At 51.9% G+C, this 16062-nt stretch carries 22 protein-coding genes; all 22 read left to right on the top strand.

The window, feature by feature from the left end; genetic code table 11:
• A partial coding sequence (locus JK211_RS07985; RefSeq protein ID WP_212708146.1) for a lysozyme occupies window positions 1-276 on the top strand: 276 nt, incomplete at its 5' end.
• Window positions 273-740, top strand: coding sequence for a lysis protein (locus JK211_RS17055; protein ID WP_371734593.1), 468 nt, complete (start codon window positions 273-275; stop codon window positions 738-740). The genes JK211_RS07985 and JK211_RS17055, both read left to right, overlap by 4 nt.
• Window positions 737-1033, top strand: a complete 297-nt coding sequence (locus JK211_RS07975) for a hypothetical protein (protein WP_212708144.1) — start codon at window positions 737-739, stop codon at window positions 1031-1033. The genes JK211_RS17055 and JK211_RS07975 overlap by 4 nt, the downstream gene beginning before the upstream one ends.
• Window positions 1034-1258: 225 nt before the next feature.
• Window positions 1259-1798: a Rha family transcriptional regulator gene (locus tag JK211_RS07970; protein WP_212708143.1), complete on the top strand. Its 540-nt coding sequence runs from the start codon at window positions 1259-1261 to the stop codon at window positions 1796-1798.
• 451 nt (window positions 1799-2249) lie between these two features.
• On the top strand, window positions 2250-2648 hold the full coding sequence (locus JK211_RS07965; protein WP_212708142.1) for a DNA-packaging protein: 399 nt from the start codon (window positions 2250-2252) through the stop codon (window positions 2646-2648).
• Entirely contained in the window at window positions 2641-3885 is a 1245-nt protein-coding gene (locus tag JK211_RS07960; protein ID WP_212708141.1) for a PBSX family phage terminase large subunit, read from the top strand. The genes JK211_RS07965 and JK211_RS07960 overlap by 8 nt, the downstream gene beginning before the upstream one ends.
• An 18-nt stretch (window positions 3886-3903) precedes the next feature.
• Window positions 3904-5367, top strand: coding sequence for a DUF1073 domain-containing protein (locus tag JK211_RS07955; RefSeq protein ID WP_212708140.1), 1464 nt, complete (start codon window positions 3904-3906; stop codon window positions 5365-5367).
• Window positions 5324-5986, top strand: a complete 663-nt coding sequence (locus tag JK211_RS07950) for a phage minor head protein (RefSeq protein ID WP_212708139.1) — start codon at window positions 5324-5326, stop codon at window positions 5984-5986. The genes JK211_RS07955 and JK211_RS07950 overlap by 44 nt, the downstream gene beginning before the upstream one ends.
• Before the next feature lie 537 nt (window positions 5987-6523).
• On the top strand, window positions 6524-7690 hold the full coding sequence (locus tag JK211_RS07945; RefSeq protein ID WP_212708153.1) for a DUF2213 domain-containing protein: 1167 nt from the start codon (window positions 6524-6526) through the stop codon (window positions 7688-7690).
• 9 nt (window positions 7691-7699) lie between these two features.
• Window positions 7700-8212: a hypothetical protein gene (locus JK211_RS07940; RefSeq protein ID WP_212708138.1), complete on the top strand. Its 513-nt coding sequence runs from the start codon at window positions 7700-7702 to the stop codon at window positions 8210-8212.
• Window positions 8213-8225: 13 nt separating this feature from the next.
• On the top strand, window positions 8226-9173 hold the full coding sequence (locus tag JK211_RS07935; RefSeq protein WP_212708137.1) for a DUF2184 domain-containing protein: 948 nt from the start codon (window positions 8226-8228) through the stop codon (window positions 9171-9173).
• Between the two features lie 11 nt (window positions 9174-9184).
• Complete coding sequence (locus JK211_RS07930) at window positions 9185-9592, top strand: DUF4054 domain-containing protein (protein ID WP_212708136.1); 408 nt, start codon at window positions 9185-9187, stop codon at window positions 9590-9592.
• Window positions 9589-10137 (top strand): hypothetical protein, encoded by a 549-nt coding sequence (locus JK211_RS07925; RefSeq protein WP_212708135.1) that lies wholly within the window; start codon window positions 9589-9591, stop codon window positions 10135-10137. Before JK211_RS07930 ends, JK211_RS07925 begins: the two co-directional genes overlap by 4 nt.
• Entirely contained in the window at window positions 10124-10513 is a 390-nt protein-coding gene (locus JK211_RS07920; protein ID WP_212708134.1) for a head-tail adaptor, read from the top strand. Before JK211_RS07925 ends, JK211_RS07920 begins: the two co-directional genes overlap by 14 nt.
• Window positions 10488-11048: a hypothetical protein gene (locus JK211_RS07915; RefSeq protein WP_212708152.1), complete on the top strand. Its 561-nt coding sequence runs from the start codon at window positions 10488-10490 to the stop codon at window positions 11046-11048. Before JK211_RS07920 ends, JK211_RS07915 begins: the two co-directional genes overlap by 26 nt.
• 2 nt (window positions 11049-11050) lie before the next feature.
• Entirely contained in the window at window positions 11051-12196 is a 1146-nt protein-coding gene (locus tag JK211_RS07910) for a DUF3383 family protein (protein ID WP_212708133.1), read from the top strand.
• Window positions 12197-12206: 10 nt separating this feature from the next.
• Window positions 12207-12647, top strand: coding sequence for a DUF3277 family protein (locus JK211_RS07905; RefSeq protein ID WP_212708132.1), 441 nt, complete (start codon window positions 12207-12209; stop codon window positions 12645-12647).
• A gap of 10 nt (window positions 12648-12657) precedes the next feature.
• Window positions 12658-13086, top strand: a complete 429-nt coding sequence (locus tag JK211_RS07900) for a phage tail assembly chaperone (protein ID WP_212708151.1) — start codon at window positions 12658-12660, stop codon at window positions 13084-13086.
• A gap of 35 nt (window positions 13087-13121) precedes the next feature.
• A complete protein-coding gene (locus tag JK211_RS16890) occupies window positions 13122-13274 on the top strand; it encodes an NTP pyrophosphohydrolase (RefSeq protein ID WP_249213768.1) in 153 nt (50 codons plus the stop codon).
• The gene (locus JK211_RS07895; protein WP_212708131.1) at window positions 13264-15147 is read left to right on the top strand and encodes a hypothetical protein; all 1884 of its coding nucleotides are present in this window, start codon (window positions 13264-13266) and stop codon (window positions 15145-15147) included. Before JK211_RS16890 ends, JK211_RS07895 begins: the two co-directional genes overlap by 11 nt.
• A complete protein-coding gene (locus JK211_RS07890; protein WP_212708130.1) occupies window positions 15147-15740 on the top strand; it encodes a phage baseplate protein in 594 nt (197 codons plus the stop codon). The genes JK211_RS07895 and JK211_RS07890 overlap by 1 nt, the downstream gene beginning before the upstream one ends.
• A 14-nt stretch (window positions 15741-15754) precedes the next feature.
• Window positions 15755-16060, top strand: coding sequence for a hypothetical protein (locus JK211_RS07885; protein ID WP_212708129.1), 306 nt, complete (start codon window positions 15755-15757; stop codon window positions 16058-16060).
• Window positions 16061-16062 lie beyond the last annotated feature (2 nt).

Raw genomic sequence — 16062 nt, 5'->3', positions numbered from 1 at the left:
CTGTCTGCGGACATTGCTACCGCCAACCGGTCGGTCACCCGTCTGGTAAAGGTCCCGATGAATGAAATGCAGGAAGCGGCCCTGACCAGTTTCGTGTTTAACGTGGGGGCCGGTAACTTCTCTCGGTCATCGTTACTGCGTGAGCTCAACGCCGGCCATTATGCCGAGGCCTGTAATTCACTCACCCGCTGGGTGTACATCGGACGGACTAAATCCACTGGCCTGATGAACCGCCGACAGGTTGAGCGTGAAGTCTGCATGTGGGGTACCGAATGAGCCTTCGTTATCTGGCGTTTATTCTGGCGTTCCTGCTGTGCATATGCGGCGGCATCTGGTTCACCGCTATTCACTGGCACTCAGCCTACCTGACAGAGAAAGCGGCGCTCTCGCAATCTGAGGCGCTTTCCGCCCAATTGCAGAGCACTATCACTACGATGCAGGCACAACAGAAGGCTGTCTCTGACATCGACACCCAGTACCAGACAACCATTAAGGCGAAAGACGATGAAATCAGTTTTCTGCGCAACAGCGTTGACTCTGGTGCTGTCCGGTTGCGTATCAAAGCAGTCTGTCCAATCGGAGTGTCCAAAACCTCCGGCACCGCCAGCCGCACTAATGCAACCAGCGCCGAACTCAGTCCAGACGCTCGACAAGATTATTACACCCTCCGAAGCCAGTTAAACCAGGCCACCGCCCAGATTAACGGCCTGCAGGCTTACATCAGGGAAATCATCAAATGAAATTCATCACCTGGCTAATCAGCCTTTTTAACCGAGAGAAAGAGAAAATGGCAGACCAATTAGTAACCGAGACCGCAGTAGCAGAACAGCCAGCCGTAGTTCAGCCAGAAGTGGCAGATACCGTACATCCAGCCACCACTGAACCAGCGTCAACTGATACTGGAGTTGTGGCAACTGTGGAACGTGACCTCAGCCAGTTCTATGACGTGGTTAAAGAACTAACCGAACGATTCGGCGCTGAATACAAAGAGCTGGCTATCGACTTCGCTAAAGCTGTCAGCGTGAAAAAGTAATCAGAACAGAGGCCATCACTGCGGTGGCCTCGATTGTGATTACCCGACAAGTAATTTCACTCCCCAAGCCCACTTTAACCGGTGGGCTTTTTTATTGGCGCTTCACACGCGCAAAAAACTCAGAACCTTTCAGGGTGACCCTTGAGGAATTCGGCTGGCTGTCGGATGCCTTCTGAGGGCTGTCTTCCTGTGTGACAAGGTTCACCACTAAAAGGAAATGCCGATATGAATAATCCCACAGTCTTACCAGCTTTCGATTTCCGTGAAATGGTGACCGTGTCTGGCGGCGAGCTGATGACAACATCAGTGAGGGTCGCAGAATACTTTGGCAAGAAGCACAAAAACGTATTGCTCGCGATTAGAAACCTAAAATGCTCGGATGAATTTAAGCGGCTCAATTATGAGCCCACTGATTTTATTGATAAAAATGGCGACATTCAGCCGATGATGAATATCTCCCGCGATGGATGCATGTTTCTAATCATGGGTTTTACTGGTCATGCCGCGTCAGCCATTAAAGAAAACTTTATCGCAGCATTTAATTGGATGTCGGAGCAGCTTCGCCGCCGTGCCGCAATCGGTGAAGAGGCTCAGCATAAATTAGTTATCAAAGAGACTCGCTCAAAGCTCAAGGGTACGATCGGAAGTCGCTTGATGAACGACAGGAAGAAAGAAAAGCGTGCATTGGCTATTGAGCATGAGCACATCATGAGCCTTAGCAATCCAGATATGGTGATGATTATGGAAGGAAACGGTCGTGACTAAAGACGAAAAGTCTCAACTGGTAACGGCTCAGCGATACCTTAAAAGTGCAGTAGATTACTTCTCGTGTGGTCGAGTGGCCGATGGGGTCGCCTGCGTAGAGAATGTCGATGTGCTGATTGAGGTGTTAATGACGTTGAAAGAAAGGAAAGAATCCTTGAGAGCGTCGAAAACAAAAAACAACCAATCCTAGCAGGCAAAACCCCGTTACGGTGATTCCCGTATCGCCCTCCTCAATTTTGAGGCAGGTTCTAAATGTGTGCTAAGTGCATGATTAAAAAGCAAAGCGTAAACCTGCGCTACCGTTACCCGGAATATGGGTATCGACTCTAATCGCCACGTGACTCCGGTTTCGTAGCTGCCTAACCAACCCGAGAGCCACTTCTACAACGGCTCTCTGCATCACAGAGCATCCGTCCGGGTGCTGTTTAATGCAATCAACAAGGAATAGATAATGGCGACTAAAAACAAAGTAGGTCGCCCGAGTAAACTGGCCGAAAGCATCAGTAAGGCTAAAGACTACTTAATGGGCGGCTATGAAACAGTAGGGGACGTTGTTCCAAGCGTTGCCGGGCTGGCCTGCTATTTAGGTATTAGCCGGTCAACTGCTCAGGAATACGCCAAGGAAAATGAAGAGTTTTCGGGCACGTTAGAGGCGATAAAGACACTGCAGGAAAATAAGCTCATCAACAAAGGTCTTGTCGGCGACTTCAATCCAACGATAACTAAACTGATGTTGGCTAATCACGGGTACAGTGATAAAGCCGAAGTAGACAACAAATCTTCTGACGGCAGCATGACGCCGAAGCCAACTGTCATCCAGCTACTGCCGGTAGAGCCAAAGCATGAGTAGCGTACAGCTACCCATACCAGCCAAACTTGCTCCACTCTTCACCGCTACAAATAAACGTTACCGCTGCTCACATGGTGGGCGTGGTAGCGCCAAGACTCGCACATTTGCGCTAATGACAGCTGTTAAAGCCTACCAGGCTATGATGAACGGCGAGTCAGGCGTGATCCTCTGCGCCCGTGAGTTCATGAACTCTCTGGAAGAGTCGAGTATGGAGGAAGTGAAGCAGGCGATACGCTCAGTTCCTTGGCTGGCAGCTAACTTCGATATCGGTGAAAAGTACATCCGTACCATCGATAAGAGCGTGACCTATGTTTTCGCTGGCCTGCGTCACAACTTGGACAGCATTAAATCAAAAGCCCGGATCCTACTTTGCTGGGTAGATGAAGCTGAGTCTGTTAGTGAAATCGCCTGGCGCAAGCTGTCACCCACCGTTCGTGAAGAAGGGTCTGAAATTTGGGTGACTTGGAACCCTGAAATGGACGGAAGCGCAACTGATAAGCGATTCCGTAAAGTCGATGATGACGAAATAGTTGTCGTTGAGATGAATTATACAGATAACCCGTGGTTCCCTGATGTGCTTGAGAGTGAGAGGCTGCGCGACCTTCGCAATATGGACTATGCGTCCTACTGCTGGGTGTGGGAAGGTGCTTACCTCGAAAACTCTGAGAAACAGGTGCTTGCCGGCAAGTATATTGTCGAAGAATTTCCTGATGATCTTTGGCAGAAAGCAGATCGGCTATTCTTCGGTGCTGACTTCGGGTTTGCCCAAGACCCGAATACGCTCATCCGCATGTTCATGCTCGATAACCGGCTGTACATCGAATATGAGTGCTACGGGGTGGGAGTCGAGCTTGACGAAATGCCGCAGTTCTATGATTCGGTCCCCGAGGTAAGACGTTGGCCTATCAAGGGAGATGCCGCACGACCCGAGACAATCAGCTACCTGTCACGGCAGGGGTTTGACATCGCTGCTGCAGCAAAGTGGCAAGGTTGTGTTGAAGATGGCATCACCTACCTGCGCGGATTCGAGAAAATCGTTATTCACCCACGCTGTAAGCATACAGCACAGGAAGCTCGTCTTTACTCCTACAAAACAGATCGCATAACCGGTGACGTTCTGCCGGTAATTGCTGACGCCCATAATCACTGCTGGGATGCCATACGCTACGGCCTGGACGGGTACATTACCTCTGACGGAGGAATAGGCACCTGGATGTCACTCGGTCGCCAGTCTTAATCAATTCCGCGAGGGAATATGTCACGAAAAAACAGAAACCGCCGCGGGACTAAAACTGCTGACGGCTACAACAACTTTGTCTCCCGTACCGGGATTCAGACCCAGAACCAAAGCGCAGCCGGTGAGTATCGCCCTAATTTCACGTCACGCAACCGGCTTGAAATCGAGTGGTGCTACCGGTCATCGTGGATTATTGGCGCAGCAGTCGATTGTATTGCTGACGATATGACCCGCAAAGGCATCCGGATCACTTCCGAGATTGACCCGAAAGCCAGGGGTGTGATTGAGAGCCAGTTCGATGCTCTGGAAATCTGGGACAAACTGAACGATATCATCAAGTGGTCACGGCTCTATGGTGGGGCTGTTGGCTATATCATGATTGACGGGCAGGACCCTTCAACTCCACTACGGCCGGAGACTATCGGTCGTGGTGCATTTAAAGGGATATTGCCTCTTGACCGCTGGCAGGTTAACCCAAACCTGACTGAACGTATCACTGAGCTCGGCCCGCATTACACGATGCCGAAGTTCTACGACCTGGTGACTACCGGAACCGGGCTGCAGGGGTGGCACATTCATCACAGTCGGCTGATTCGTTTTGATGGTGTGACACTGCCATACCAGCAGAAAATCACCGAAAATGAGTGGGGCATGTCGGTCATTGAGCGCATATTCGATCGTTTGATGGCTTACGACAGTTCTACACAGGGCGCGGCACAGCTTATTTTCAAGGCTCACCTACGCACGTACAGCGTGGAAGGGCTACGTCAGCTTATTACCCTTGGCGGTCCTGCATATGACGGCCTGCTAAAGCACATCGACATGATCCGTCAGTTCCAGTCCAATGAGGGCATGACCCTGATGGATGCCAAGGATACATTTGAAACGCACCAGTATTCATTCGGTGGCCTTGACGGACTGCTCAGTCAGTTCTCTGAGCAGATATCCGGCGCTGTCGGCATCCCGCTGGTTCGGCTATTTGGCCAGTCCCCACAGGGATTCTCTACTGGTGACGCCGATCTAGCGAATTACTATGACGGCATCGGTAGCCAGCAGGAGCGCCGCTTACGTAACCCCCTTCGCAGAATCATCGACATTATCAGCCGATCTGAACTGGGTCAGCCTATTGATGATGACTTCACGTTTGAGTTCAACCCACTGTGGCAGATGTCAGACCTTGACCGCTCCACGGTGGCAGTGAACCTCATCAATGCGATCAACTCAGCATATGAGAATGACCTGCTGCCGAAGAAGGCCGCTATGACTGATATGCGTGAGCTTTCCGACCTGACCGGCATTGGCGCGTCAATAACCGACGAGGATATCAACGATGCGGAAAACGAACCGCCTCCGGACTTCCGACAGGAAGCAGAAACCCCTCCGGAGCACGCCCGTGGAGAGCCGGTACAGAACCAGTCTACGCAAGATAGCGCAGGCAGTGGGCGGTATCGTAGACGGTACCTACGATGGTTCCAACGATAGCGTTACCGAAATCATGGCTAACCTCGATGCGTACAGTCAGATAATTGACGGCTGGGCTAATCGTATTGCCCAAACATTTGCTTCCGGCGTACTGCGAGAAAATGATAAACAGTGGCGGCAGATGAGCAGGGAAATTCACCACGGACTGAAAGATATTGTTGATGACACGCCTATTGGTGACGTCATGCGCTCAATCGTTAATGAACAGGTGAAGTACATGAAGTCACTTCCTATCGAGGCCGCTGACCGCGTATACGACATCCAGAACCGAGCCATTGAGGCGGTGGTAAATGGTGAGCGGGCATCAGTGCTGCAGAAAGAAATCATGCGCACTGGCGAAGTGGCAGAATCACGGGCGAAGCTGATTGCCAGAACGGAGATCGGGCGAGCGAATGGTGCACTAACTCAGGCTCGTGCACTATCAGTTGGGTCAGTAGGTTATATCTGGCGTACAGCGCATGATAGTGACGTACGGCACTCACATAAAGAAATGGAAGGTAAGTTTGTTGCGTGGGATAGGCCGCCCACACTGGATGGCTTAACCGGTCATGCTGGTTGCGTCCCGAACTGCCGATGCTACCCAGAGGTCGTATTCAGAAATCCACAACAGGCTGCTTAGGCGGCCTTTTTTATGCCTGAAATTCACAGGTGAACAATGAAAAATGTACTTAACAATTGGTCGGTGGATAAGAGATCAATCGATAGTGATGGTGACAGGTGGATCACCGTACATCCAAATAACGGTAGTGGCTCTCCTGTATTAATAAATAAAGAAGGTGTAGTTCAGGCCGGAATGGGCGGAAAGTTTAACGGGGAGAATATTTCCAATGCTGGCAAGAAAATATCCAGTACTCCTGTGGCTGAGCTTAACATTCCTGAGTCACCACTTTCCGGTAAATACAAGATAAAACTGAACGAAAGGCAGAGTGTTGCATATCGGTCCTGGCGTGAAGAGATAAATAAGCCCGCCAAAAACGATAGTGATGCCTTGTTTAATGAAAAGGTAAAGGCACTCTTCAAAGAAGCTCCTGACAATAAAGATGCCCGTGACTTACTTATTAAATTCCTAAGCAATAATCCCAGGTCCTTCCTGGAAATATCACGCAGATATCAGGGTAAATCAGGGAAAACCGGAGACAGAAGTCATAGTGGTGGAATGAAATATTTCTTCAATACCAAGCTGGGTGAAACACGCTTCCAAATGGCTGATGGTGGATTGCTTTGCAAAGACGTCCCCATCGCCCGGACAGGGGAGCAGACCTACACAGCCGACGACTTGCCAGATATCGAGCCATCACCCGGCGGCCTCATTGTGGTTGAGCGGCACGAGGACGAAGTATTCAGCGAACAGACACTAGCCTCGTTCGAGGGCATGAGCATCACCATCGACCATCCCCACGGCCTTGACGGTGGCATCCTATTCATAAACCCGGAAAACTGGCGTGATCTCTCTATGGGGCACCTACAGAACGTCCGGCGCGGTGATGGGATTAACTCAGACCTTATGCTGGCAGACCTTGTGGTCAAGTCTGCTGAGGCGATACAAGCCATTGATGAAGGGCTGCGGGAAGTCTCCTGCGGCTATGATGCTGACTATGAGCAGATTAGCCCGGGCAGAGCAAAGCAGAAGATGATCACTGGTAATCATGTGGCACTGGTTGATAAAGGCCGTGCTGGTTCACGTTGCGCAATAGGAGATAAAGACTCTATGCAACCCAAAAAGAAAAGCGGATTTCTGGCCTTATTTGCCAGGGCAGTGAAAACCGGAGACGCGGATGATATTGCAGAACTGGCGGAAATGGCCAGTGGTGACAGCGAGACACCGCCAAATTATTCCCTTCCACCCCAGAAACCTGAACAGGAAGGCCTGACTGGTGATGACGACTCAGCGGCTATCCATGAAAAGTTGGACAGGTTAATTGAGTTGCTTACCCCAAAAACTGGTGACAGCGAAGAAGACGATCCTGCTGAAAATACCGGTGATTCTGAAGATGATGAAAAAGAAGGTCAGGTAACGGGTGACAGTGCATCCCGTGCTGAAATTATCGTCCCTGGATATGAGATCCCGGAAAAATCCAAACCAACAGCATTCAAGCGGGATGTGTTAAAGGCAGCCGATAAGGAACTGGTTCGTGCTGTGGTAGGTGATTCCGCTATCAGCAAACTGCCAAAGTCAGCTGTAAACATGGCATTCAACGCAGTTTCCGAACTGGCAAAAACCCGTAATACCCGTGGTCGCACTACTGACAACGCATTGTCGATTGGCGAAACAACCCCCGCTTCATTCAACCAGACCGCTCGCGACTTCTGGTCTAAAAAATAAGGTAAACACATGACAGCATATCTGTACCGGATGCCTGCGGGCATTGCCGGGGCTATTTCACGCCCTCAGGACCTGACTACTGAACCTGCCATTCTGGACGCAACCAATGTGTTCTCGGCTTACGGGTTACCGGGTAAATACAGCGGCGACAACTTCGTGCCGTTGGCATCGACTGACACTGCCAGCGACATCGTTGGTCTCTTGGTTCGTCCGTGGCCGACCACTGATGCCTCTGACTTCGCCCGCAACGTCACCTCTGGTGGCAACCAGCAGGGTGACATCCTCAAGCGTGGCTACATCAACGTCAACGTTGGCGGCGATGCAACGGCGATCACCAAAAACGCCTCGGTCTATTTCGACCTGAGTACCGGCAGCATCACCGCTACCGCACCGACGACCGATACCACAACCACCGATGGTACGACCACCACAGCTACCGCCACGGTTATTCAGATTCCGAGCGCGGTGTTTACCGGCGCTGGCGATGCCGACGGCAACGCTGAAGTGGCTTACAATATTTAAGGAGCAGTGATTTATGCCATTACAAACCTATGACCGCGCCACTATCGATTCAACTGGCGCGTTCCTGATTGGCGAGCTTGAACGCCTGGATCAGAAACTAAATATGCCTCTGGTAGCCTATACCTGGAGCCGTGACATTCAGTTGCGCGAAGATGTCTCTATAGCAGATGACATCTCATCCTTCACCCTGAGCAACTTCGCAGCATCCGGTACCGGCGGTAAAGCGTCTGGTAAAAACTGGATCGGCAAAGACTCAACTGCGATTTCTGGTGTTAACCTCGACCTGGTTAAGCAGGGATTCCCGCTCCAGTTATGGGGCCAAGAGCTTGGTTGGACCGTTGTTGAGCTGGCAGCCGCCGCACAGGTTGGTCGCCCGATTGACAGCCAGAAGTACGAAGGTATGCAACTGAAATGGAACATGGACACCGATGAGCAAGTTTACATCGGTGACACGGATCTGAAAGTAAGTGGCTTGTTGAACCAAAGCAGCGTTAGCACTGCAAGCGCTGCCGCGACCTGGGCAACATCAACGCCAGATCAAATCCGCGACAGCATCAACACGCTGTTAACTGCAGCCTGGAAGGCATCGGCTTACTCTGTAGTTCCTACCGATCTGCTGTTGCCACCTGAGCAGTATGCACTGTTGGCGTCTATCATCGTTTCTACCGCCGGTAACCAGTCACTGTTGACTTACCTGAGCACCAACACCATTGCTTATCACAACAACGGTGTTCCACTGAATATCCGTCCAGTGAAATGGCTTAAAGGTCGTGGTTCTAAAAATGCCGATCGCATGATGGCGTACACCAACGACAAAAAATATGTCCGCTTCCCGATGGTACCTTTGCGTTCAATTCCGATTCAGTATCGTGGCCTGTATCAGCTGGTTACCTACTACGGGAAGCTGGGTGCGGTTGAGCCAGTGTACAAAGAAACCATGGCCTACATGGATGGAATCTAAGGTGGCCTGGCATGAGCAACAATTCATCGTTGCCTGATGCTGACCAGTTCCGAACAGACTTCCCGCAGTTCTCTAACACCACTAAGTTCCCTGACGCACAAATAAACTTCCGACTTACGCTGGCTGACACTCTGTTATCTGAAAAATTAACGGGCGTGAAGCTATTCCCGTATTTCGCGGAGTTATTTGTGGCGCACTACCTCACGCTCTATGCGGCTGATTCAGCAGCTTCAGCGGTAGGTGGTGCGACAGGTTCAACCAGTGGTGTTGTGGCGTCTAAGTCAGTGGATAAGGTGTCTGTGTCGTATGACAACGGCACGACACTTAATCCTGATGCAGGATTCTGGAACTACACCCGCTATGGTGCTGAGTTCTGGCAACTGATCGGCATGTTCGGTGCGGGAGGGCGTCAGCTATGAAATCAGGCTTAACCACGCGTCTTGATAAGAGCGCTGACATCCTGAAAGCACTCAAGGCTATCGGTAAAAAAGACGTCCTTGTGGGGATTCCTGAGTCGGAGAACGTTCGTGATGGGGATGATATCGGCAATGCTGCTATCGGATTCATCAACGAAAACGGCTCACCGGCCAGGAATATACCTGCAAGGCCACATCTGGTGCCTGGAGTTCGCGGTGCGCAGACCGAAACGCTCCCGCTGCTGAAATCTGCGGCACAAGCAACATTGAGCGGTAACGAAGGTGCGGCGACACGTGATCTGAATCAGGCGGGATTCCTAGCCGCCAATGCGGTAAAGGGCGTCATTGACCAATCTGGGTTTGCACCCTTAGCAGACAGTACTGTTGCAGCAAGAGCCAGAAAGGGTAGGAAAGGCGCGATTGCTGAGATGAAAAGTAGGGCTAATGGAGGGGAGCCTAACAATGCCAATGCCATGCCACTGGTTGACACCGGGAAATACCGAGACTCAATCACCTACATCGTGAGGGATAAAGATGCCGACTCTTGATGTCAGTGATGTCCTGCTATCTCCGGAGTTTCTCGATACTTCGCTTGTTTGTTCCAGGTCAGCACAGTCCACAGACGCAGATGGATTCACGACTAACTCAACAAGTCAGTTGCCGTTTGCTGGTGTGGTCACCGTCGATAAGTCACTGGAAAATGCCAGGATGGAAGCTGGCCAGGTAGTACGAGGGGCTATCCTCGTCATTACCAGATTTATTCTCACAGAGGGTACGAGCACAAACGATGCTGATGTGGTGACCTACCGTGGCCGTGATTATCGCGTGTCGTTTGTGGACTACTACACCGAGTATGGCGCCGGCTTCGTTCAGGCTCACTGTGAGCTGCTTCCGTTTGATGGGGGTGCTGCAAATGGCATCTGATTCAACGCAAGCGGGTTACCTCACAGAGCAGAGCACCGATGCGGTATATGGCGATGACCTCGACCGACTGCTCAGCCGATGGTTCAAAGGGGTGTCGGGTTACCCGGACGGCATGGTCCGTGCCCGATGGCAGCAGACGCAGGCCCCGCTTTTATCATCACTGACCGACTGGTGCGCCTTTGGGGTTACCGGCATCAGAGGGGATTACTCGGTTGCCATGTCTGCGGTTGACTCTGAGTCTGACGATCTCTTTCGTCATGAGTCTATCGACTGCCTCGCATCTTTCTATGGGCCTGCCGGCATGTCGATGGCCACTGCCTTTCGGGACGGTGCATCTGTCGAGCAAAGCAATGAAACACTGAAAGCGTCAGGAATGACACTTCAGCAGATCGGCGATGCCATCAACTTCCCTGAGCTTATCAATAACCAATGGGTGCGTCGCTATGACGTTGCCATCACTGTCCGCCGGAAAGTTACGCGCAATTACGCGATCCGCTCAATCAAATCGGCAGAAACCAAATTCTTTGGAGATTAACTATGACACAGGGCTTGCCTGTCTCAAATGTTGTGACCGTTGACGTCAGCATGTCAGCGAAAGCAGCAACGGGTCGCAATTTTGGCTCGTTACTTATCCTCGGTACATCCACCATTATTCCTGTCAGTGAACGTATCCGTCTGTATACCGACCCAGACGATATCGCAACTGACTTCGGCTCGACCAGCCCGGAATATCTCGCAGCCACCGTGTTCTTTTCGCAGTCTCCGAAGCCTACTCAAGTCTATGTTGGGCGCTGGGCGAAAACGCTGGCTACCGCTGAAACCGGCAGCGTTGAAACTGCCTCTGATGCTATCACTGCGGTACTGGAATATACCAGTTGGTACGGTATCCATCTGGCAGACAGTGACGATATTGCTGATGCTGATGTCCTGACGGTGGCTGCGGCAATCGAGGCAGCGACAGTTAGCCGCACCTTTGGTGTGACCACTTCTGCTGCTGATGCCATTTCGTCCTCTGCGACAGATGATATTGCGTACAAGCTGAAAGCCGCGGGTTACACGCGCACTTTCTCGCAGTACTCAACTTCCAGCAAATATGCGGCTGTTTCGATGTTCGGTCGTGCATTCACTGTGGACTTCACCGGTGAAAACACCACGATCACCCTGAAGTTCAAGACTGAGCCTGGCATCACCTACGAAACACTGACGTCCTCTCAGGCTGCGGCCTTGGATGCGAAATATTGCAACGTTTATGTCTACTACGACAACGACACCGCAATTCTTCAGCAGGGTGTCATGGCAAGTGGTGATTTCTTTGATGAGCGCCATGGTTTGGACTGGCTGCAAAACTATGTACAGACCAATCTGTTTAACCTGCTGTACACGTCAACCACGAAGATCCCCCAGACTGAAGCCGGTATCACTCGCTTGGTGACCAATGTTGAGCAGTCGCTGGCACAGGCTGCGGATAATGGACTGGTTGGTCCGGGCGTATGGAATGGTGACGATATCGGCGAGTTGTCATCCGGAGACACACTGACTAAGGGCTATTACGTCTATGCCAATAAACTCACGTCTCAGAGCCAGTCCGACCGTGAGGCGCGTAAATCGCCAACCATCCAATGCGCCATCAAGTTGGCAGGCGCTGTCCACTTTGCCGATGTGCAGATTAATGTTGTTCGTTAAGGGGTGAACAATGGCAACTTATAGTTTTATGGATGTGTCGGCATCGCTTACCGGCACGTCAGGGAGTATCGACCTGGGCTATGGCTCTGGTAACTCCGAAGAGGGCATCACCGTCACCATGTCAGAGAGCAAGAACACCATGACCGTCGGCGCTGACGGTGAGGTTATGCACTCTCTGCATGCTGGCAAAAGTGGAACCATTACCGTCCGGATTCTCAAAACGTCCCCTAAAAATAAGCAACTTTCACTGGCCTACAACGAGCAGAGCCTGTCATCCGCATCGTGGGGGAATAACATCATTGTTATCCGTAACCATGAGTCCGGCGACATCACCACTGCCCGCACCGTAGCGTTCCAGAAGCAGCCAGATCACGTCAACGCCAAAGAAGGCGGGACCGTGGAGTGGGTATTCGACTGCGGCAAAATCGATGAAGTTCTGGGAACATTTTAAGGGGTAGATGATGCAGTTTGAAATTAATGGCCAGCAGTACCGCACTGCAAAACTGGACGTGTTTGCACAGTTTCGCATTGCCCGTAAGTTGTTGCCGGTTCTGGCCGGCATGACCTCTGATCTGTCCTCCATTCGTGATGCGGCCGGAGACTCAGAGAAAATCACCAAGGCCATTACTGCGGCCTTGCCAAAGGTAGCAGGTGTGCTGGCAGATATGCCGGAAGAGAGCGTAGAAGCCATCATGAAGCCATGCCTCGCAGCAGTCTCACGCCAGAATGGTAGCAACTGGACAGCGGTTTCCAATGGCGGCGTTCTGATGTTCGATGACATTAACCTGCCTGCCATGTTGCAGATCGTCGGAAAGGTAATCGGGGAGAACATTGGTGATTTTTTGCCAGAAGCCCCCGCCAGCGAGATGCAAGTCCAGCAGTCGGCCTGACACTCGACTCACTGCCTGATGGCCTTGGTTACCTGATGCGCCCCGTTGATTCGGGGCTTTGTCATTATGGGGCGCTGAAAGACGGCTCACTGAGCCTTTTTGACATCGCCCTGATGAATGATTGGCTTGACCTCAAGGCAGATAACGAGGCCCGAATAAGACGATGGGAGCAGGCGAATGAACGCTGAAACAATTAAGGACTTCCTGGTCTCTCTGGGCTTTCAGGTAGACCAGTCTGGACAGCAGAAGTTTGAGCAGACACTGGTAAGTGTCACGCTGAAGACTGTGAAGATGGCAGCGGCTGTGGAGGCATCAGCGCTGTCTGTCGTGGCGTTTACTGCGAATATTGCAGCAGGGCTGGACAAGCTTTATTGGGCGTCACAGCGCACCGGCTCAACGGTGGCAGGTATTCAGGCCATTGGGTATGCAGCCTCACAGGTCGGTGGAAGCGTAGAAGGTGCAAGGGGTTCACTGGAATCACTTGCCCGGTTCATGCGTAACAACCCCGGCGGCGAAGGCTTCCTGAATCGGCTGGGCGTACAGACCCGCGATGCGCATGGCCACATGATGGATATGTCGGCGATCTTCACCGGCGTAGGCCAACGATTGAGCCAGATGCCCTACTACAGGGCTAATCAGTTCGCCCAGATGCTGGGGATTGATGAAAACACGCTGATGGCAATGCGCCGCGGGCTTGGTCAGTTCTCTGGGCAATATACCCAGATGGCTAAAGCCATTGGTTACAACGCCGATATCGCAGCCCGCCAGTCAAATGTGTTTATGACCAGCCTGAGGTCTTTTGGCCTAATGGCCGGCATGGCGCGGGACAAAATCGGTTCTACGCTGGCAGGCGGTCTGGCGGGTTCGATTGATAACCTGCGCCATCAGGTGGTGAATAACTTCCCGAAGATCGAAGGGGCTATCACCTCGGGCGCGAATGGGATGCTCTGGCTGGCTAATGTGCTGACGCGCATTGTGTTCCGCCTAATAGAGAGCGCGGGCTCTGTATTGTCATGGTGGGGAAGCCTCGAGGCTGGCACTCGCAGAGTGATTGAGGTGATTGGCGCGCTGGCTATTGCATGGAAGGTGCTTAACAGCGCATTCATGATGTCACCGATTGGCCGAATTATCGCCCTTGGCTCAGCGATTGCACTCCTATTTGAGGACTACCAGACCTGGAAGGAGGGCGGCAAGTCGCTCGTTGATTGGGCGAAATGGAAGCCTGACATCGATAGCGCGATTAAGGGCGTCCAGAGCCTCGAGAGCAGCCTCCTGAAGCTGTTTGGCATCGACCCGAAGAAGTGGACAGGTGAGTGGGATTTTTCAAATCTCACAAAGAACCTCGGCGACTTCGGGAAGATGTTGAATTACATCGCTGAGATGCTTAATGCTATCAAGGATGGTCGCTGGAAAGATGCCTATGCGGCAGGTAAAGCATTACTGGATCAGCGCAGCGAGACGACCACTGATGCGACCCCCGGTGTGTCATCAAGCGCCAATGCTGTTGCTGACTGGATTAAAAACAAAACTGGCTTTGATCCGCGCAGCGTTGGTCAGTATCTCACTGGAAACCGGCCAGACCGAAATAACAATCCTGGCAATCTGACGAGCTCTAGCGGCTTTCGCTCATTTAGTGACGCCGCAAGTGGCTGGACAGCAATGCATGACCAGTTAATGCGTTACTTCACGGGTAAAACCACTGGTCGTCATCTTCAGACGATTAACGACATTGTGAGCACGTGGGCGCCGCCAAATGAAAACGATACGGCAGGTTACATTGCCCATGTCGCCAAGTGGATGCATGTCAGCCCAGATGCTGCGCTTAACCTGAGCAATCCCGACACCATGTCCAGCCTTATGCAGTCTATGGCCCGTCAGGAAGGTTACAGCCAGTGGAATAGTCCGGTCGCTCGACAAGTTGCGGGTGCCACGCTGAATCAGGAAACGGTCATCCATATCCATGACGTCCATAATCCGAGAGAGGCAGGAAGGGTGATCGCGGACCGGCAGGAGCAGGTGAACTCCCGAGCAACTCAGCAATTGAGCAGGAGTAATAGCTAATGGACTTCCTCTCTGTATTACTCAACCAGAGAACGCGAAAAATTGGCACCATCATCCCTGATGTCGTCATTTCGGAGCGCCACTCTGACGCACTCGAGATAACTGAACACCCTGTAGAGCGACCAACTACCGATACCGATGTTACCTCAGGCGGGGCGGGCTTTATTGCCGACCATGCCTACAGGCGACCGTCTGAATTGGTGATGGAAGTTGGGTTCTCGGGTGGTGGCAGTCTTACCGATCTGGTTGATACGTCATCCATAGGGTTATCCATTGGCACCAGCCCCAAGGAAATTTACGCGCAACTGTTGGCCCTACAGCGTTCCCGTGAACCTCTCGATGTCATTACCGGAAAGCGAATGTACAGCAATATTCTGATCCGCTCGCTGGACGTCACCACGGATAAGACATCTGAAAACGTGCTGATGATCACCGTGACCTTGCGAGAGGTGATTCTGACTCAATCGCTGAGTATTACCTTAGCGAAAAAAGAGAACATGACCGAAGGGGTCAATACCAGCGCCGTGCAGTCTACTGGTGTAAAAACGCCGGTCACCGCCAATAAATCCATTCTGGCAACGCTTGCTGGTTAACATCGGAGTTGCAAATGACAAGCTCAGTAAGCCGGTTACCCCTGACTACGGAGAATCAGGAGTTCGATTCATCCATTAGCGGCGTTACCTACAAGTTCCGACTACTATGGCGCGGGGAATTCTGGACGCTGGATATGATGGACTCATCCGGCGATGCGATTATCAACGGTATTCCGCTAGTGACCGGCGTGGACCTACTAGGCCAATACGCACATCTCAGCCTAGGATTTTCCCTGTATGTGATAAACAGCACTGGTGATGATGATCCGACAGACACCACCCTGGGCGTTACCAGCAACCTCTATATTGTCACGGAGTAACA

This window comes from Tatumella sp. JGM130 (assembly GCF_018257525.1).
Taxonomy (GTDB): Bacteria; Pseudomonadota; Gammaproteobacteria; order Enterobacterales; family Enterobacteriaceae; genus Tatumella; species Tatumella punctata.
This window is presented reverse-complemented; position numbering and strand designations above follow the sequence as displayed.